Origin of the sequence: Stenotrophomonas sp. 3diitr2024, from assembly GCF_042136455.1 — a bacterium.
GTDB lineage: Bacteria > Pseudomonadota > Gammaproteobacteria > Xanthomonadales > Xanthomonadaceae > Stenotrophomonas > Stenotrophomonas sepilia.
In genome coordinates, this window is record NZ_JBHHMJ010000111.1 from 1 (window position 1) to 18568 (window position 18568).

Genomic DNA, 18568 nt, shown 5'->3' on the forward strand with positions numbered 1-18568 from the left:
CGCTGCTTACATCCACGGCTTCTACAATCCAGCCCGGCTACACTCGGCGCTGGGCTACCACTCGCCTAACAACTACGCCCGGCAGCTCCGGGCTGCCGCCTGAAACGGCTTCATGGCGTCCGTTTTCAGGGGGCCAGATCAGTCCGCGGCATGGATGCCGCGGCCAAGCCCCCACGGATGGGTTTACGGCGTCCCCCGCAACCGGACCAACCCTGCCATCCCACGGAATGCCAGCTTTTGACGTTGCTCTGGCTCTGGCTCCGGCTCCTGCGGGTGCAGGGCTGCAAGCCCTGAGACACCCCCTCGTGCACAATGGAGCCGACCCCGCCTGGACACCGTCCTGATGTCGAGCAAGCCGTATTCAGAAGCCTGCGAGCGCAACCGCGAACCCATCGCCACCGCACTCGACCCGTGGATGGGCGACCGCCATCGGGTGCTGGAGATCGGCAGTGGTACCGGCCAGCACGCAGCCTTCTTCGCCGAGCGCTGGCCGTGGCTGCGCTGGCAGCCCAGCGACCATCCGGACCATCTGCCCGGCATCGAAGCCTGGCGTGCGGAGGCCGCGCTGCTGAACCTGCTGCCGCCGGTGGCGCTGCAGGTGGAGCTGCCGCCGGCAGTGGGCCTGACCCTGCCGGAGGGCAGCTCGTTCGATGCGGCGTTCACTGCCAATACCCTGCACATCATGGGTTGGGAGCACGTGCAGGCGCTGTTCGCCGCGCTGCCGCCGCTGATGCGCCACGGTGCGCTGCTGGCGATCTACGGCCCGTTCAATTACGGCGGCCGCTACACCAGCGACAGCAACGCGCAGTTCGATGCCTGGCTGAAGGCACGTGACCCGCACAGCGGCATCCGCGACGCGGAAGCCGTGCAGACGCTGGCCGAGGACAACGGCTTCACGCGCCTGCGCAACGTGGCGATGCCGGCCAACAACCGCCTGCTGCTGTGGCGGTTGGGGTGATCAGGTAGCGGATTGTTCGAATTGCCGCAGGCAGCGCTGGCAGCTTGCACTGATGCCATCCACTAAACGTTCCAGAACCGGGTGGCGCATGCCCTCTGCCTGCAGTTCCGCAAGCAACGCCCGGGCGATGCCGGGCAGCTGTGTTGCCATGTCGAACAGGCCCGACAGTGCTTTCTGCGGGTCCAGCGTCATTCCATCAGCGGTGGCCTCCCAATCCGCCAGGCGGACATCCCACCAGCGGTAATGGCTGCCGATCTTCATGGCCATCTTGATCTTGCGTTGCTGCAGGTGTGCATAGGGCAGTGCACTTGAGATGTCATACAGCGGGGCAAGGCGAACGTTTCCTTGTGCGCCGATCAGCAGCGAATAGTTCTTGGCATGCGCGTCGGTGCCGCCAATGAGATAGTTGAACTGCAGTGCCTGCAGCAGCCTTTCGACATCCGCTCGCGGCTTGCTGGAATGTTCCCAAAGCACGCGCGCCAGATCGGCCGGCCCCGGTCCGCCTTGGTTCTGGTACTTGATGTGTGGCATGACACCCAGCGCTTGGCAGAAGTCTTCCTGGTGAACGCGTTGCCAACCCTGTGCTGTTCGTACGCGGTCGAAGCGCGTCACCGCAATGGCCTGTGCGTCCTCCATGCAGATCATTTCAGTGGACGCAGCCGACATGCCGAGTTGACTGGCCAGGCGCAGACAGAAGACCTCGTTCTCCACGAATCCGTCATAGTCGCCACTGGGGGGTTTGAGGATATGCGTGGTGGGGATGCGACCGGCCGGAATTGCCCAACCTCCGTCGTCGCGTTGCATCAGGGCGATCTTCGGTTGCGCCCCGGCCAGGCTGAACTGGCCGACATCATCGGGTTGCCGCGCTGCAATCTGGTCCACTCGGATCCGCTGAAGGCGCTGGGCGACCTCATGGAGGGACAGCGCCTCCTGCCGATCGTCCTCACCGGCAAGTACGGCGGCGAGCCGTTCGCGTCGTACGAACTGGACCGCACCGGCACAGTCTTCACCGACATGTGACAGCAATGCGACCGGGTTGCGGGACGAAACTTGGAACCGGGAAGCCCATCGCTGCAGAAGGGCCTCGTTGTCGGGCAGCAGCCCCCACAGGACCGCAGAGAGCGTGGCAGCGGGCGCGCTGTTCTCTGTCAATGGAAGTGCAAGTGACAAGGGATAGGCGCCCGGCGTCTGGCGCCAACTGTCTGCATACCGGAATGTCGGATGGCCATGTGCATCCTGTCCCAGGTATCCAGCCAGTCTGTTGGAAAGGAGTACGTTGAGGTCCATGCGGGAGGCACGATGTCCGGGAGGAAGGGGCTGTCAGACGGCCTTTTGGGGCTTTCTACGCCCCAACGTCATGGCAGTCGCGCGGTGCTCGTCCGGGCGCAGCCCGTTGCCATCCACGATAGTGTCGATATCAGGCAGTTCCAGAGGCATTTCCGACGATGCAGCGGAGGAGGCCATTCCCTCGACAGTGCCCGTAGCCAGTATCAGGCCGAGGACGTTGAGCGTCCGCAGCACCAGTTGCAGCTCCACCCGTGGCTTGCCCTTCTCCATTTCGATGACCCATTGCCGACTGACGCCTACGCGTTCGGCCAGCTGGGCCTGATCCCAACGGAGTGCTTTGCGACGCTGGCGGATGACCAGGCCCAGGTCTCGGGACGTTCGCAGGATGTCCATAGGCGGAATGTATGCGCTCGGCAACATTTAATCAAAAGTCGCCGTTCGATAACATTTCGAGAATGTCATGGAACGGCGACAATTTCTGAAATGTCGACGTTCGCTGGCATGGATCGCCAGCGCTTCCGGCTCTAGATCCTTTCGGGCAGTCGGCCAAGGGCCGGTAGGGCCCTGCTGCCGGTTACGCCACCTGCACGATATGCAGCGCCTTCGGATTGCGCCACTGCGCCAGCAGGGCCGCTTCGCGCGCCTTGGCCTGCTCGAAATGCGCTTCCTTGACATGGCCGAAGCCGCGGATGTGCTCGGGAATGCTGGCAATCTCCACCGCCAGCGACAGACGGTCATCCTCCAGCCCGTCCAGCAGCATCTGCACCGTCGCCTCGTAATCAGCAATCAGCTTGCGCTCCATGCGGCGCTCCTCGGTGCGCCCGAACACATCGAAGCGGCCGCCACGCAGGAACTTCAGCTTCGCCAACAGACCGAAGGCCTTGAACATCCATGGGCCGTATTCCTTCTTCAACAGCCGTCCCTGCTCGTCCTTCTTCGCGAACAGCGGCGGTGCCAGATGGAAGCGCAGCTGGTAGTCGCCCTCGAACTGCTGCTGCAGGCGGCGCTGGAAGTCGCCGCTGGTGTACAGGCGCGCCACTTCGTACTCGTCCTTGTAGGCCATCAGCTTGAACAGGTACCGCGCCACGGTCTCGGTCAGCGCAGTGGAACCGCCGATGCGGTCGGCTTCGGTGGCGCGTACGCGCGCTACCAGGTCACGGTAGCGCTTGGCGTAGGCGGCATCCTGGTACTCGACCAGGAACGCGGCGCGGCGCTCGATCATTTCATCCAGCGAGCGCGACAGGCGGGCGTCGTCCAGCGGCAGGAACGCCACGTCGCCACCGTGCGAGGGCAGGCCACGCAGTTCGCGTTCGTCGCCGGTGTTGCGCGGTGCCGCAGTGGCACCCCATTCATTGCCCTCCCACTCGCCTGGCGGCAGCGGATGCAGCGGGCCCGGGGTGGATTCGGTATCGGTATGGCGGTTGCGCACCAGGCCGGCCGCCTGCTGCACGGCCTGCGGATCGACCACGGCCAGGCGGCCCCAGGCGAACGCCTGCTGGTTCATCGCCACGGCGGCGCCATTGAGCTCGATGGCGCGCATCAGTGAATCGAACGAGAGCGGCACCAAGCCCTGCTGCCAGGCGTAGCCGAGGATGAACAGGTTGGCGGCAATGGCGTCGCCCAGCAGCGCGGTGGCCAGCTGGGTGGCATCGAGCAGCAGCGGCTCCTGGCCGCCCAGTGCCACGCGCACGCCGGCGATGATGTCGGCAGCGGGGAACTGCATGTCCGGGCGGGTGGTGAAGGTGCCCGGCATCGCTTCGTAAGTGTTCAGCACCACCTGCGAACGGCCGGCACGCACCTTCGACAGCGCCCAGTAATCGTTGACCACCACCATGTCGCAGCCCAGCACCAGGTCGGCCTCGCCAGCGGCGATACGCACGGCATGGATGTCTTCAGGGCGACGGGCAATGCGGATATGCGTGGTCACCGCGCCGCCCTTCTGCGCCAGGCCGGTCTGGTCGAGCACGGTTGCACCCTTGCCTTCCAGGTGGCCGGCCATGCCCAGCAGCGCACCGATGGTCACCACGCCGGTACCGCCGACGCCGGTGATCAGGATGTTCCAGGGCTGTTCCAGGCTGCCGCGGAGGGTCGGCGCCGGCAGGTTGTCCAGCAGCGTGGAGGCGTCGCGCTTGCTGCCTTTGCGCGGCTGGCCACCGTGCACGGTGACGAAGCTGGGGCAGAAGCCGTTCACGCAGGAATAGTCCTTGTTGCAGTTGGACTGGTCGATCTCGCGCTTGCGTCCGAACTCGGTTTCCTTCGGCAGCACCGACACGCAGAAGCTCTTCTTGCCGCAGTCGCCGCAGCCTTCGCAGACCAGCGAGTTGATCATCACCCGCTTCTGCGGGTCTTCCAGCTTGCCGCGCTTGCGGCGGCGGCGCTTCTCGGTGGCGCAGGTCTGTTCGTAGATCAGGATCGAAACACCCTTCACTTCGCGCAGGCGCTTCTGCACCTCATCCAGTTCGCTGCGGTCATGGAACTCGACGTCGCTTGGGAAGTGCTCGCGCTGGCCGGTCCACTTGCCCATGTTGTCCGACAGCACCACGATGGTGTGGATGCCTTCGGCGCGCATCTGCTTTGCAATGTCCGGCACGCTCAGCGGACCGTCCACCGGCTGGCCGCCGGTCATCGCCACCGCATCGTTGTAGAGGATCTTGTAGGTGATGTTGACGCCAGCGGCGACCGCCTGACGGATCGCCAGCGAGCCGCTGTGGAAGTAGGTGCCGTCGCCGAGGTTCTGGAACACGTGCGGGGTATCGGTGAACGGCGCCTGCCCGGCCCAGGTCACGCCTTCGCCGCCCATGTGGGTGAAGGTGTCGGTGCTGCGGTCCATCCAGGTCACCATGTAATGGCAACCGATGCCGGCCAGCGCACGCGAGCCTTCCGGCACCTGGGTGGAGGTGTTGTGCGGACAGCCCGAGCAGTAATGCGGCACGCGCGGGAAGCTGGCGCGCGGCAACGCAAGCTCGGCTTCCTTCTCCTGCATCCACTGCAGCCGCTGCTCGATTGATGCGTTGTTGAAGAACTTCTGGATGCGGCGGCCGATCACGCCGGCGATGGTGGCCGGGGTCAGCTCGCCGGTGGACGGCAGGATCCATTCGCCGCTCTCGTCGTACTTGCCGACGATGGACGGGCGCTGGCCCCAGCTGGCCGGCCAGTTGAAGAACTGTTCCTTCATCTGGCGCTCGATGAAGGCACGCTTCTCCTCCACCACGATGATGTCTTCCAGGCCCTGCGCGAAGCGGGCGATGCCCTGCGGCTCCAGCGGCCAGGTCATGCCGACCTTGTACACGCGGATGCCGATGTCGGCGCAGGCGGCTTCGTCCAGGCCCAGGTATTCCAGCGCCTGCAGCACGTCCAGGTAGCTCTTGCCGGTGGTGACGATGCCCAGCCGCGCGCGCGGCGCGTCCATCACCACCTTGTCGATGCCGTTGGCGCGGGCGAATGCCTGTGCGGCCTTCACCGCATAGCGGTGCAGGCGCATTTCCTGGTCCAGTGGCGGGTCCGGCCAGCGGATGTTGAGACCGCCCGAAGGCATCTCGAAGTCTTCCGGCAGCACGATGCGGCGCGCCATCGGGTCGACCTCGACCGAGGCCGACGATTCGACTGTCTCGGCGATGGTCTTGAAGCCGACCCAGCGCCCGGTATAGCGGCTCATCGCCCAGCCCAGCAGGCCCATGTCGAGGATGTCCTGCACACCGGCCGGATTCAGCACCGGCATCATCGCGCTGACGAACTCGTCCTCGCTGCCATGCGGCAGGGTCGAGCTGCGGCAGGCATGGTCATCGGCGGCCAGTGCCAGCACGCCGCCGTAGCGCGAGGTGCCGGCGGCATTGGCGTGCTTGAACACGTCGCCGCAGCGGTCCACGCCCGGGCCCTTGCCGTACCACATGCCGAACACGCCCTGCACGTTGGCGCCGGGGAACAGGTTGGTCTGCTGGGTGCCCCACACCATGGTGGCGCCCAGGTCCTCGTTCAGGCCGGGGGTGAACTTCACCTTGGCCGCGTCGAGGTGTTTGCGTGCGCGCCACAGCTCCAGGTCGAAGCCGCCCAGCGGGCTGCCGCGGTAGCCGCTGACGAAGCCGGCGCTGTCGATGCCTTCGTGCGCGTCGCGCAGCCGCTGCATCAGCGGCAGCTTCACCAGCGCTTGCACGCCACTCAGATAGATCCGCCCCTCGTTGCGGGTGTACTTGTGGTCGAGCGTGTAGTCACGGTCGATCAGGTCGGTGGAGGAGGGCGACGTGAGTTGCGCGGTACTGGTCATGGCTGGCCCGGTCAGGATCGGCTGGCACCGGCCGCGTGCAGGCACGCGGCGGGAAAGGCGCGAATTGTAGCAGCGAGGCCCGGCCGCCCCGGCACTCGCGCCGGCGGCCATGCTGGGGTTAGGATCGGGGAGAGAGAGGGAGGCTGCGGTTGCGGCCTGGGGAGAAGGGATGTCAGTTGCAGGAAAGATCCTGGGCAGCATGTTGCTGGTCTCGGGAACGGCCCAGGTGTGGGCCGCGCCGGCGGTGCCGGCACCACAGGAGTTCTACTTCGACAGCGATGCGGCCGCCGTGCCCATGATCGTGGTCCAGTCCGACGGGGATGCGCTGGTGGCGCAGCTGCTCAAGCAGCGCGAGCGCGGCCGGCGTACCGTGGAGGCCACCGTGCAGCTGGCGTCGGTGGCCATTGCCCAGGGCCGTACCGAACTGGGTGAACAGCTGTATCGCGAAGCGCTGAAGGATGCGCCGGTTCAGGGCAGCCTGGGCCGTGGCGTGCGCTGGAACTACGGCTGGGACCTGCTGCGTCAGGGCCAGCCCGAAGCCGCCCTGGAGCAATGGCAGGCGGCTGCCGGTGGTTCGCTGAGCAAGCCGGGCTGGTTGCCACCGACCTATGCGCTGGCGCTGTGGCGGGCCGGGCGGAAGCAGGAGGCGGTGCAGTGGTATGCCGCCGCAGTGCGCACCGAGCCGACGCAATGGAGCGACAGCAGCCGCTATGCGCAGTTGTTGCCGTTGTGGCGCGACGACGAGCGTGCTTCGCTGGCGGAAGTGCAGCAGGCCTGGGCGGCCGCCCCGCCGGCCTGGCCCTGAGGGAGGGGGTTGCGCCGGGTTGCACCCGGCACCCGCAGAGGCAACAGCCGAAGCAACAGCAACAGCAGGCTCTGAGCTATCTGTGGCTTGGTCGGGGCGGTCTGGGGCTGCAGGACACGCCGTAAACCCCGCTCCGCGGCCCGGCCCAGCCGCTGGAGGCTGGGCGTTCGGGCGCTTGCGAAGCAGTGCTTCGCAAGCAAAGCGCCCTCACCCATGGGGGGCTCGATGGCGCCATCCATGGCGCCAACGGTCCTGCAGCCCCAGACCGCCTCGACCCCGACAGGTTATCGGCGGCGGTGGGTAGATCCACGCCATGCGTGGATGAATCCGCATCGGAATCAACTATTCGATATCTGATCGAAATGCAGCCGAGCGTGGGCTCGGCTCTACAGAAAGCGGCCAGCCGACCGGCTTTTGCTTTTGATCATCTTTTTTCTTCTCCGTGGCGGACGCCCCCGGAAACTGTCAGGGGGCGGGTGGGTAGGCTGCGCAGGGGCGTGAGCCGCATGGATGCGGCGACCGAGCTTACAGGGACGTACTTGCAGCGCCCCCTGCGCAGCCTACCCACCCGGCCAACCACGACTGTCGCTTTGAGCGACCAACCACGAGGGGCTGCGCCGTTCGCGGGAAACCTCAATCGTCCGCGGAAACCGTCCGCCCCGACGCCCACGCGCGCAAGGCCTCGACCTGCTCGGCCATCAGCACCGACAGCGGCCTCGTCGCGCGGATCTCGTTCATCAGCAGCTCGGTGTCCAGCGGCCGGCCTTCGGCGTGCGCTGCGTACAGTCCGGCCACGATCGCCTGCTCGATCTCCGCGCCGGAGAAACCATTCGCCGCGGCCGCCAACGCCGGCAGTGCAAAGTCGTCCCCATTGAGCTGGCGTCGCCCCAGATGCAGCCGCAGCAGTTCCACGCGCACTTCGGGGGTGGGCAGGTCGACGAAGAAGATCTCGTCGAAACGGCCCTTGCGCAGCAGCTCGGCCGGCAGTTCGTGCACCTGGTTGGCGGTGGCGACGATGAAGACCGGCGCCTTGCGTTCGGCCATCCAGGTCAGCAGGTAGCCGAGCACGCGGCGCGATACGCCACCGTCCTCGCCACCACTGGCCAGGCCCTTCTCGATCTCGTCCATCCACAACACGCAGGGCGCCAGCTGCTCGGCCGAGGCCAGCGCCTGGCGCAGGTTGGCCTCGGTCTCGCCGTGGTACTTGTTGTACAGCGCACCCACGTCCAGGCGCAGCAGCGGTACACCGAAGCCGGCGGCGGTGGCCTTGGCCAGCATCGATTTGCCGCAGCCCTGCACGCCCAGCAGCAACATGCCGCGCGGCGGGTCCAGGCCGGCCGGTGCCGAGCCGGCGATGAAGGCCACCCGGCGCTGGCTGATCCAGCGCTTGAGCCGGTTGGCGCCGGCCACGTCGCCGAAGCGTGCGCTGTCGTGCTCGAAGAACAGGTGGCCGCTGCGGTTGAGCAGCTCGAACTTAAGCCGTGCCAGCTGCGGCAGGTCGTCGTCGCGCAGCGCGCCATCGGCGTAGATCAGCTGGCGGGCAATGCGGCGGGCATCGACCAGGCTCAGGCCCTGCAGGTTCTTCAGGATCTTCTTCACCGCCTCGCTGTCGACCTCGACACGGCGGCCGCCGTGCTCGCGTGCGTAGGCGTCGGCCTCCTCGCGCAGCATCTTCAGCAGGGCGTTGGCATCGGGCAGGCGCGGGTTGAAGCGCACCGCCAGTGCTTCCAGCTCGGCCGGCAGCTCGACCTTGGCGCCGATCAGCACCAGCACGTGCGGCTCGCTGTGGCGGCGCTGGATCAGGTCGCGCAGTGCGCGCTGGTGGCTGGCATAGCCCAGGTAGGGGTGGAAATCGAGCAGCAGGTAGACACCGCGCTGATCAGCCTGGCGGATCATCTGCAGCGCGGCGCTGGCATCGGGCGGGCCGACCGGCGGATCCTCGCGGTCCAGGTCGATGCGGCGCAGGCCCTCGGTGATGGACCAGCGGTGCAGGGCCCGCCACACGTGCATCAGCGTCTGCCGGAACAGTTCAACGATGCGCCCCTCATCCTGGGTCTCGATCACGATCAGGGGGGTATTGGCGCGGATCAGTGCGCTCAGGTCCTGCAGTTCGCTCATGCCGGTTCGATCCTTCGGGGGCGCCACGATAGCAAAGGCGATGGCCACGGGTTCAGCACGGCGCTACCTCCCGTCACCACCGCCGGTGTACGCTCGGGGCACGTACCCGGAAGCGAGGCTGGCATGAAGACGATCCTGGTGGCCGGTTCCAAGGGCGGGGTGGGCAAGACCACCGTCGCCACCCACCTGGCCGCGTACGCGGCATTGCAGGGCAAGGCCACGGTGATCGCCGATGCCGACCCGCAGGGCTCCAGCACCCGCTGGGCACAACGGCGTGCCGGGCTGGAAAGCGCGGTGCTCCCCATCGATGTGTATCGGAAGAAGCAGTGGGCGCAGAAGCTGCCCGACGGTACCGATACCGTCATCATCGATGCACCCGCCGGTGCGCTGGCCGACGATATCCCCCATTTCCTGGACGCGGCCGACGCCGTGGTGGTGCCGGTGCTGCCCTCGGCGCTGGATATCGAAGCCATCGTCGGCTTCCTCAACAGCCTGGCCCAGAACCCGCGCGTGCACAGCCGCAAGCTGCCGGTAGGGCTGGTCCTCAACCGCACCAAACCCTGGACCCAGACCTCGCAGCAGGCATTGCAGATGCTGGCCGAATGGCCGTACCCGGTGGTCGCGCAGCTGCGTGACAGCCAGAGCTACGTGGTCATGACCGGCCTGGGCCGCAGCCTGTTCGACTATCGCTCCGCCCAGGTGCGCGAACACCAGGCGGACTGGGAACCGCTGCTGTCCTGGCTCAAGCTTTGATGCCTGCCTCACTTCTCCTGCTGCATCCTCTTCTCCATGGAAACCCGCGATGCGTGAACTGATCCTGCTGCGCCATGCCCATGCCGAACCCGCCGTTTCCGGCCAGGCCGACCTCGACCGGCCGCTGTCGCCGGTGGGGCTGGCCGAAGCTGAAGCCGCCGGCAAGTGGTTGAAGGAAAACAACCTGCTGCCGGACTGCGTGCTGTGCTCGCCGTCGCGACGTACCCGTGAGACCCTGGAAGCGGTGATGACGGCCATCGGCTATGTCGAGAAGCGCCTGGAAGACCGGATCTACGAAGCCACCCCGGGCACCCTGGCGGCGCTGGTGGACGAACGTCGCGACCTGGACCGGGTGCTGATCGTGGGCCACAACCCGGGCCTGGAGCAGCTGGTGGCCCTGATGACCGACGGCACCAGCAGCGACTACCGGGGCATGCCGCCGGGCGGCGTGGCCGTCCTCGGCTTCCCGCGCGAGGTCTCGATCGAGCCGGGCGTGGCCAGCCTGAACGCGTTCTGGTGGCCGTGATCCGATGAGCCAGGCGCGGCGCAGCCGCTTCCTGCTGCCCGCGTTGCTGGCGCTTGGCCCGGCCTGGGCCGCTGTGCTCCCACCAACCCCGTTGCCGCCGGTGTCCGCCGAAGCGCCGCGGGTACTGCGCCTGGATACCCAGCGCTCGCGGATCGGTTTCGAGGTGCGGACCCGTTTCGGCCAGCGCATCGAAGGCGTATTCCCGCACTTCGAGGGGCGCATCGAGATCCTGTCCGACGGGCGCCACCAGGTGCACCTGAAGATGTTCACCCGCTCGGTGGAGATCCCTGGCAAGGCGCGCTACACCGGCTGGATGCGCGGCGAAGAGTTCTTCGATGCAGGGCGCCATCCGGTGGTCGAGTTCGACTCGCTGCCGTACTGGCCGGAGACGGTGGAACAGGGGGGCGACATCAACGGCCGGCTGACCCTGCGCGGCGTCAGCCACCCCGAGTCGCTGCGGGTCGAGAAGGCGGAGTGCGCCCGACCCGGCTATGATTGCGATGTCGTCAGCCGCGGTACCGTGCAGCGAGGCCGGTATGGAATGGACAGCTGGCAGCTAGCCCTGAGTGACCGAGTGACCTTCGTATTACGTGCGCGCCTGAGCGAGGCGCCGAAACCGTGAACCTCCTGCTGCGTATACTGGCGCTGGCAACGGTGTTGCTGGGCAGCGGTTGTGCATCGCTTTCGCATGCCGAGCGCGACCGTGCCGAAGCGATCGCCGTGCAGGCGCGCTCGACCGTGGTCGGCTGCCAGCGCGCCGACCGCTGCGCGCAGGACTCACCGCTGCGTGCGCTGGCCGGGCGGGCGTTCACCGAATCCACTCCCGAACAGCCGCGCCACTACGCCACCCTGCTCGACGAGGGCGAAGGTGCGCTGGTGGCGCGCCTGAACCTGCTGCGCAGCGCTACCCGCAGCATCGACCTGCAGACCTACATCTTCGACAAGGACGACAGCGCCCGGCTGGTCATCGACGAGCTGCTGGCTGCATCGCGGCGCGGGGTGAAGGTGCGCGTGCTGATCGATCAGCTCTCGGCGATCTCCGACCTGCAGATCCTCGGCGCGCTGTCCGGCGCGCACCAGAACTTCCAGCTGCGGGTCTACAACCCGACCTTCGGCAAGGCCCGGCTGAACTACTTCGACTATGCCGGCAGCGTGCTGTGCTGCTTCCGCCGCTTCAACCAGCGCATGCACAACAAGCTGCTGGTGATCGACGATGCGATCGGCGTGGTCGGTGGCCGCAACTACCAGGACGACTATTACGACTGGGACCGCGAGTACAACTTCCGCGACCGCGACGTGCTGATCGCCGGCCCGGAGGCGCGGGCGATGGCCGCCAACTTCGATGCCTTCTGGCATGCCAGGCGCAGCGTGCCGGCCGAGCGCCTTAACGATGTCGGCCGCACCCTGCTGCGCGAGGGCGTGCCGACCCTGCCGCCGGCCAGCTTCCGCCGCCCCGAGCGGGTGCAGCGGGTCAGTGCCGAAGCCAATGACATGGACTTCGTCAGCCGTTCCTTCGTCGATACCGCGTTGCCGGTGGCCTCGGTGCGCTATGTCGCCGACCTGCCACGCAAGCACCGGCGCGAGAAGGCCGATGCGCCACTGGCGGGCCAGCACGTGACCGAGCCGCAGCTGGATGCGCTGATCGCCGGCGCGCAGGAGGAGGTGATCCTGCAGACGCCGTACCTGGTGTTGTCCAAGCCGGCGCAGAAGCTGTTCCGCGAGCTGCGCAAGCGCCCGCAGCCGCCGCGGGTGGTGGTGTCCAGCAACAGCCTGGCGGCCACCGACAACCCGATCGTGTATGCGCTGTCGTACAAGTACAAGCGGCGCAACATGCGCGAACTGGGCTTCAACATCTTCGAATACAAGCCGTTCCCGCTGGATGCACCGGTCGACTACCGCAACCTGTTGCCTGATCCGATGGCCGCGCCCGGAGGTGACGACGACGGCGGGCTCAATCCGCTGATTGGCGGCAGCGCCGCGGGCAGCAATGCCGGCGACAGCCGCGATCGCGATGAGCATCCGGCACCCACCGGCAAGCAGGGGCCGGTGAACCACCCGCGCACCGGCAGTGCCTACCAGAACGCGCGCGAGCGCCGCCGCGCGGCCGGCAGCGAGGTCGAGACCCGCCTGCTGCGCACCGAGACCCGGCCCTCCTTCCTGGGCAGCAAGGCGGTCAACAAGCCGTTGCCGGTCACCCGCAAGGGCGCGCGCATGGGCCTGCATGCCAAGTCGCTGGTGGTCGACCGCCGCATCGGCGTGGTCGGCACCCACAACTTCGATCCGCGCAGCGAGAACTACAACACCGAAGGTGCGGTGATCATCGACGACCCGGCCTTCGCCGAGCAGCTGGCCGAGAGCATCCTGCGCGATACCCACCCGCAGAACTCGTGGACGGTGGCGCCGCGGGCCAAGCCGCCGGTGCTGTCCGGGCTCAACTACAGCGTCGGCAAGGCCTCCGAGGCACTGCCGATCCTCGACTTCTGGCCGTGGCGCTATGCCACCGACTACGAGTTCAAGCCCGGCCCGGACTGCCCGCAGCCGCTGCCCCGGCAGGACCCGGACTTCCACCGCTGCTATGTCGCCGTGGGCGATTTCCCCGAGGTAAATGTCGGCCCGAAATGGCTGCTGGTCCGAATGCTGACCGCATTCGGCGCCGGCCTCGTTCCCATCCTCTGAAGGTGCCCGCATGACCCTGGTGTTCCGCGAAGCCGTTTCCCTCGAGCAGCTCAACACGCTCAGCCGCAACACCGCGATCGAGTCGCTGGGCATCGTCTTCAGCGCGGCCGGCGACGATTGGCTGCAGGCCACCATGCCGGTGGACGAGCGCACCCGCCAGCCCTACGGCATCCTGCATGGCGGCGCGTCGGTGGTGCTGGCCGAGACCCTGGGCAGCAGCGCCGGCAACCTGTGCGTGGATACGGCCAAACAGATCTGCGTAGGGCTGGAGATCAACGCCAACCATGTACGCGCCGTTCGCTCGGGCACCGTGACCGGCACCGCACGTGCACTGCACGTCGGCCGCAGCACCCAGCTGTGGGAGATCCGCATCGAGGACGAGCAGGGCCGCCTGTTGTGCATCTCGCGGCTGACCCTGGCGGTGGTGGCGGCCGGCCACGGCTGAGCCCCGGACGGCCGGTGACGGCAGCGGAACCCAGCGTTCCCCGCCGATTGCCCCGGTTGATGGGTGTTATGGCCTAAATCGGCTGGCAGCGATGACGGCCCTCCGGTATCGTGCGCGGATGACTTCCCCCACTCCGGCCCCCCGCGGCGGCGTGGCGCGTGTGTGCCGTTACCTGTACCGCGTACCGCTGCTGTTGGTCCACATCATCGTGTTCCTGCCGCTCATCCTGATCGGCATGCTTCGGCCGTGGGGCGAACTGCGCGTGGGCGAGGCGACCCTGGGGGCCAAAGTGGTCAACTGGTGGCAGGGCGGGCTGATGTGGATCTTCGGCTTCCGCCTGGTGCAGATCGGCACGCCGCTGCCCGGCGCCGTGCTGTTCGTCGCCAACCACGTCAGCTGGGTCGACATCTGCATCCTGCACAGCCAGCGCATGATGGGCTTCGTCGCCAAGCGCGAGATCGCCAGCTGGCCGCTGGTCGGCTGGCTGGCCGCGCGTGGCCAGACCATCTTCCACCAGCGCGGCAACACCGAATCGCTCGGTGGCGTGATGCAGGTGATGGCCGATCGCCTGCGCGAAGGCAAGGCGGTGGGCGTGTTCCCGGAAGGGCGCACCCGCGGCGGCCACGAAGTAGGCCCGTTCCATGCCCGCATCTTCCAGGCCGCGGTTGAAACCGGCGTGCCGGTGCAGCCGGTGGCACTGGTGTACGGGCTCAAGGGCGATGCGCAGACCATTGTCGCGTTCGGCCCCGGTGAGAGTTTCTTCGCCAATTTCCTGCGCCTGCTCGGTGAGCCGGCGCGGCGTGCAGAAGTGCACTTCCTGGCACCGATCGGTGCGCAGGACCTGGAAGGCCGTCGGCGCATCGCGGAGACGTCGCGCGCGCGCATCGTGGCGGCCATGAGCTCCGAGTGAGGGTGCGGTGGCCCTGATCCCGCCACCCGTCCTGGACGCCGGCACGCCGACGCTGCACGCGGCTGACTACCAGCCCCCGCGCTGGCTGCGCAATCCGCACCTGCAGTCGATGCTCAGCTCCAGCCGCATGCGCCTGCAGCGCGGCCTGCTGCTGCTGGCCGCGACCGGTGCGATCAGCGAAGAACTGATCCTCGACGGCGGTGATGGCGTGCGCCTGCAAGGCTGGCACAGCCACATCGAAGGCCGCGAACCCAAAGGCATGGCCCTGCTGCTGCACGGCTGGGAAGGCAGCGCCGAATCCAGCTACATGCGCATGGCGGCCGCGCGCATGCTCGAACAGGGCTTCGACGTGGTACGGCTGAATTTCCGCGACCACGGCAATACCCATCATCTCAACCCTGGCATCTTCCACTCCAACCTGATCGACGAAGTGGTGCATGCCGCGGGCGATATCGCCCAGCGCTGGCCGCAGTTGCCGCTGGTGGCCGCCGGTTACTCGCTGGGCGGCAACTTCGTGCTGCGCCTGGCCCTGCGCGCGCCAGCGGCCGGCGTGCCGCTGCTGCGCGTGGCCTCGGTATGCCCGGTGTTGGACCCGGCGCTGACCATGGAGAGCATCGAGAACGGCCCGGCAATGTACGACTGGTACTTCCGCCGCAAGTGGGCCGGTTCGCTGCGGCGCAAGCGCGACCTGTTCCCCGAACTGAGCGACTGCGACGACCGCGTACTGAAACTGGACATCCGCGCGCTGACTGCCTGGCTGGTCGAGCGCCACACCAGTTTCGGTTCGTTGCAGGCCTATTTCGATGGCTACTCGATTGCCGGCGATCGGCTGTCCACGTTGCAGGTGCCGGCCGACATCCTGATGGCGCAGGACGACCCGGTGATCCCCTACGCGACCTTCAGCGACTGGCAGCTGCCGCACCAGGCGCATCTGGAAACCGCCAGCTGGGGCGGACACTGTGGCTTCCTGGAAAACTGGCGCGGTGACGGCTTCTCCGAGCGCTGGGTGGCGCAGCGCCTGCAGCGCGTGCTGCAAGGCTGAACCGGCACGGGCGCGCAGGCCGCTACAATGCGGGTTTGCCCTTGAACCGGACCGCCATGCAAGACCAGATCATCCAAGCGTTGCGCCAGAACGAGGCCGACCGGGCCGTGCAGCTGGCCCAGGCGTGGACCCGTGATGAACCCGGCCAGGCCGAGGCCCACCGCTGGCTGGCGCTTGCGCTGCAGCAGCAGGGCAAGGCCGAGGACGCGATGGAGGCCCTGCAGCAGGCGCTGCAGCTGGCCCCGGACAACGCCCAGCTGCACCTGCAGCACGCCGGCCTGCTGCTGGCCCTGCGCCAGTTCGACGGCGCAGGCGAAGCACTGACGCGCACCACCGGGCTGGACCCGAACGCATTCGCCGCGTACCTGATGCAGGCCCACCTGGCGATCGGCCGCAACGATTTCGATGAAGCGCAGCGCCTGTCCACGCTGGCCTCGCGTGTCGAACCGGACCACCCGGAGCTGCTGACCATCGATGGCATGATCGCGCTGCGCCGCGATGATGCCGATCGCGCGCTGACGCTGCTGTCGGCCGCCAACCAGGCCCTGCCCAACGACATCCGCGTGCTTTACGCACTGGGCTTCGCCTACCTGGGCAAGAACATGCTGGCCTTCGCCGAGCAGGCGTTCCGCCGCGTGCTGGAACTGAACCCGACCATCGCCTCATTGCATGGCCTGGTGGTGCAGCTGGCCATGCGCCAGGGCAACCTGGACGCTGCGGCAGAAGCGATGCAGATCGCGCTGCAGCAGGAAGGCCTGGATACGCCTTCGATGCGCCGCCTGGCCGGCGAACTGGCACTGCGCAGCGGCCAGCCGCTGCAGGCGCTGGAGCACCTGCTGCCGTTGCTGGAATCGCTGCCTGATGACCGCGACGTGCTGCAGCTGCTGCTGATGTCCTGGCAGCGCCTGGGCCGCGAAGACGAGGCCCGCGCCCGCCTGGATGCCGCCCTGGAGCAGCACCCGCAGCTGCACGACCTGTGGCTGGCACGCCTGGCGGTGGAGGAGGTCGGCAGTGCCACCGCCGCCGCCACGGTCGAGCGCTGGATGGACGCGATGCCGGGCCACCTGCCGGCGCTGGAAGCGCGCCTGCGCCTGCACGACATGGTGGGCGAACACGCCCAGGCCGAAGCGATCGCTGAGCGCATCGTCAGCCTCGAACCGGGCCGCGTCAGCGGCGAAACCCGCCTGGTCGAAGGCCTGCTGCAGCGCGATCCGGCCGCCGCGGTCGCCCGCGTGCAGGCGCTGATCGACATGGCACCGGAAGGCCACCGCGCCGACCTGCGCACCTGGCTGGGTGAGATCCAGGATCGCGCCGGGCAGCACGAAGATGCGCTGCAGACCTGGCTGGCCCTGCAGGCCGACCAGGCCCCGCAGCGCCTGCCGCTGCCGCCGCAGGCCAAGGCACCGCCGAGCTGGCCGGACAAGGGCGAGATCGACGGCGATGCCACCTCCGCGCCGATCTTCCTGTGGGGCGCGCCAGGGTCGGGCGTGGAGCGCGTGGCGACCGGCCTGGCCGCGGCCAGCCCGGTGCTGCGCAGCGACCGCTATACCTCCAACGCACCCGACGACGCCTTCCAGAACTACCACACGCTGCAGGACCTCGCCTCCGGCGTGCTGACCCCGGAGCGGCTGGTGCAGCGCTGGCGCGAACAGCTGCCGTCGCGCGGCGTGCAGGACGACGCGATCATCGACTGGCTGCTGTGGTGGGACAACGCGCTGCTGTGGGCGCTGCGCCCGCAGTTGCCGCAGGGCCGCCTGCTGGTGGTGCTGCGCGACCCGCGCGACATGCTGCTGGACTGGGTGGCCTATGGTGCCGCCGCGCCGCTGGCAATGACCTCGCTGGCCGAAGCCAGCGAATGGCTGGCGCGCGCGCTGGCCCAGGTCGCCGCTTTGCACGAGGACGATCTGTACCCGCAGGTGCTGCTGCGCATCGACCAGATCGGCAACGATCCGCAGGCGATGGCCGAACTGCTGGGCCGACTGTTCGAGCGGCCGATGCCGCCGGCCGCGCAGCTGGGCGCGCCGCGTTTCCCGCCGGGCCACTGGCGCAACTACCGCGACGTGATGAGCGCCGCCTTCGCCAAGCTCACCCCGATCGCGGTGCGCCTGGGTTACCCGGAAGAGTGAGGACACGCCGATGCAACTGAGCAGCCACAGCCTGACCAACGGTGCACCGATCGACCGCGAATTCGCCGCAGGCGATGCGGCGGGCTTCGCACCGGACCGCAATCCGCACCTGGCCTGGAGCGATGTGCCGGAGGGCACCCGTTCGTTCCTGCTGGTATGCGTCGATCCGGACGTGCCGACCGTGCCGGAGACGGTCGGCCGCACCGACATGAGCGTGCCACGCGACCAGCCCCGCTGTGATTTCGTGCACTGGGTGATGGCCGATATTCCAGCTTCGGTGCGCGAGATTGCCGCAGGCAGCTGCAGCGACGGCTTCGTGGTGAAGGGCAAGACCACGCCGGCCGGGCCGGCCGGCAGCCGCCAGGGCCTGAACGACTTCACCGGCTGGTTCGCCGGCAACCCGGACATGGCCGGTGACTACCTGGGCTACGACGGCCCCTATCCGCCGTTCAACGACGAGCGCGTGCACCGCTACTTCTTCCGCGTGTTCGCGCTGGACGTGGCATCGCTGCAGCTGCCGGCACGCTTCACCGCCGCCGACGCGTACCGGGCCATGCACGGCCACGTGCTGGCCGAAGCGGCACTGCACGGCACCTACACGTTGAATCCGGCGCTGGGCTGAGGCGGCATAACGGGTCGTGCCGGCCGCTGGCCGGCAACG

15 protein-coding genes are annotated in these 18568 nt (G+C 67.8%); 11 read left to right on the plus strand and 4 right to left on the minus strand.

From position 1 onward, the window contains the following. The first annotated feature begins 343 nt into the window (after positions 1–343). A complete protein-coding gene (locus tag ABGA94_RS02780) occupies positions 344–958 on the plus strand; it encodes a DUF938 domain-containing protein (protein WP_111127198.1) in 615 nt (204 codons plus the stop codon). On the opposite strand, the gene ABGA94_RS02785 is transcribed toward ABGA94_RS02780, so the two are convergent. The 3 genes from ABGA94_RS02785 to ABGA94_RS02795 form a co-directional block, all read right to left on the minus strand. Beyond that, positions 959–2245 (minus strand): type II toxin-antitoxin system HipA family toxin, encoded by a 1287-nt coding sequence (locus tag ABGA94_RS02785; protein ID WP_095378445.1) that lies wholly within the window; start codon positions 2243–2245, stop codon positions 959–961. 33 nt (positions 2246–2278) lie between these two features. Then, positions 2279–2638 (minus strand): helix-turn-helix transcriptional regulator, encoded by a 360-nt coding sequence (locus ABGA94_RS02790; RefSeq protein ID WP_095378444.1) that lies wholly within the window; start codon positions 2636–2638, stop codon positions 2279–2281. 181 nt (positions 2639–2819) lie between these two features. Continuing rightward, the gene (locus ABGA94_RS02795; RefSeq protein ID WP_375366331.1) at positions 2820–6506 is read right to left on the minus strand and encodes an indolepyruvate ferredoxin oxidoreductase family protein; all 3687 of its coding nucleotides are present in this window, start codon (positions 6504–6506) and stop codon (positions 2820–2822) included. A gap of 169 nt (positions 6507–6675) precedes the next feature. On the opposite strand from ABGA94_RS02795, the gene ABGA94_RS02800 reads away from it, so the two are divergent. Continuing rightward, the gene (locus tag ABGA94_RS02800) at positions 6676–7311 is read left to right on the plus strand and encodes a tetratricopeptide repeat protein (RefSeq protein WP_222523716.1); all 636 of its coding nucleotides are present in this window, start codon (positions 6676–6678) and stop codon (positions 7309–7311) included. Positions 7312–7944: 633 nt separating this feature from the next. Here the strand turns inward: ABGA94_RS02800 and ABGA94_RS02805 are convergent. Next, on the minus strand, positions 7945–9429 hold the full coding sequence (locus tag ABGA94_RS02805) for an AAA family ATPase (RefSeq protein ID WP_005420987.1): 1485 nt from the start codon (positions 9427–9429) through the stop codon (positions 7945–7947). A 123-nt stretch (positions 9430–9552) separates the two neighbouring features. Here ABGA94_RS02805 and ABGA94_RS02810 point away from each other — a divergent pair, with 123 nt between their 5' ends. From ABGA94_RS02810 to ABGA94_RS02850, 9 genes are all read left to right on the plus strand, one after another. Further along, on the plus strand, positions 9553–10182 hold the full coding sequence (locus ABGA94_RS02810; protein WP_005420986.1) for a ParA family protein: 630 nt from the start codon (positions 9553–9555) through the stop codon (positions 10180–10182). A gap of 49 nt (positions 10183–10231) precedes the next feature. After that, positions 10232–10708, plus strand: a complete 477-nt coding sequence (locus ABGA94_RS02815) for a histidine phosphatase family protein (RefSeq protein ID WP_005420985.1) — start codon at positions 10232–10234, stop codon at positions 10706–10708. Between the two features lie 4 nt (positions 10709–10712). Next, the gene (locus tag ABGA94_RS02820) at positions 10713–11330 is read left to right on the plus strand and encodes a YceI family protein (RefSeq protein ID WP_329845466.1); all 618 of its coding nucleotides are present in this window, start codon (positions 10713–10715) and stop codon (positions 11328–11330) included. Further along, the gene (locus ABGA94_RS02825; RefSeq protein WP_375366334.1) at positions 11327–13384 is read left to right on the plus strand and encodes a phospholipase D family protein; all 2058 of its coding nucleotides are present in this window, start codon (positions 11327–11329) and stop codon (positions 13382–13384) included. The genes ABGA94_RS02820 and ABGA94_RS02825 overlap by 4 nt, the downstream gene beginning before the upstream one ends. Positions 13385–13394: 10 nt before the next feature. Next, entirely contained in the window at positions 13395–13829 is a 435-nt protein-coding gene (locus ABGA94_RS02830; RefSeq protein ID WP_375366336.1) for a hotdog fold thioesterase, read from the plus strand. 118 nt (positions 13830–13947) lie between these two features. Continuing rightward, on the plus strand, positions 13948–14739 hold the full coding sequence (locus ABGA94_RS02835) for a 1-acyl-sn-glycerol-3-phosphate acyltransferase (RefSeq protein WP_069138140.1): 792 nt from the start codon (positions 13948–13950) through the stop codon (positions 14737–14739). A gap of 52 nt (positions 14740–14791) precedes the next feature. Continuing rightward, positions 14792–15781 (plus strand): YheT family hydrolase, encoded by a 990-nt coding sequence (locus ABGA94_RS02840; protein ID WP_050562730.1) that lies wholly within the window; start codon positions 14792–14794, stop codon positions 15779–15781. Positions 15782–15837: 56 nt separating this feature from the next. Then, positions 15838–17907 (plus strand): lipopolysaccharide assembly protein LapB, encoded by a 2070-nt coding sequence (locus ABGA94_RS02845; RefSeq protein ID WP_164261639.1) that lies wholly within the window; start codon positions 15838–15840, stop codon positions 17905–17907. Between the two features lie 10 nt (positions 17908–17917). Then, complete coding sequence (locus ABGA94_RS02850; protein WP_005420969.1) at positions 17918–18529, plus strand: YbhB/YbcL family Raf kinase inhibitor-like protein; 612 nt, start codon at positions 17918–17920, stop codon at positions 18527–18529. Positions 18530–18568: the final 39 nt, after the last annotated feature.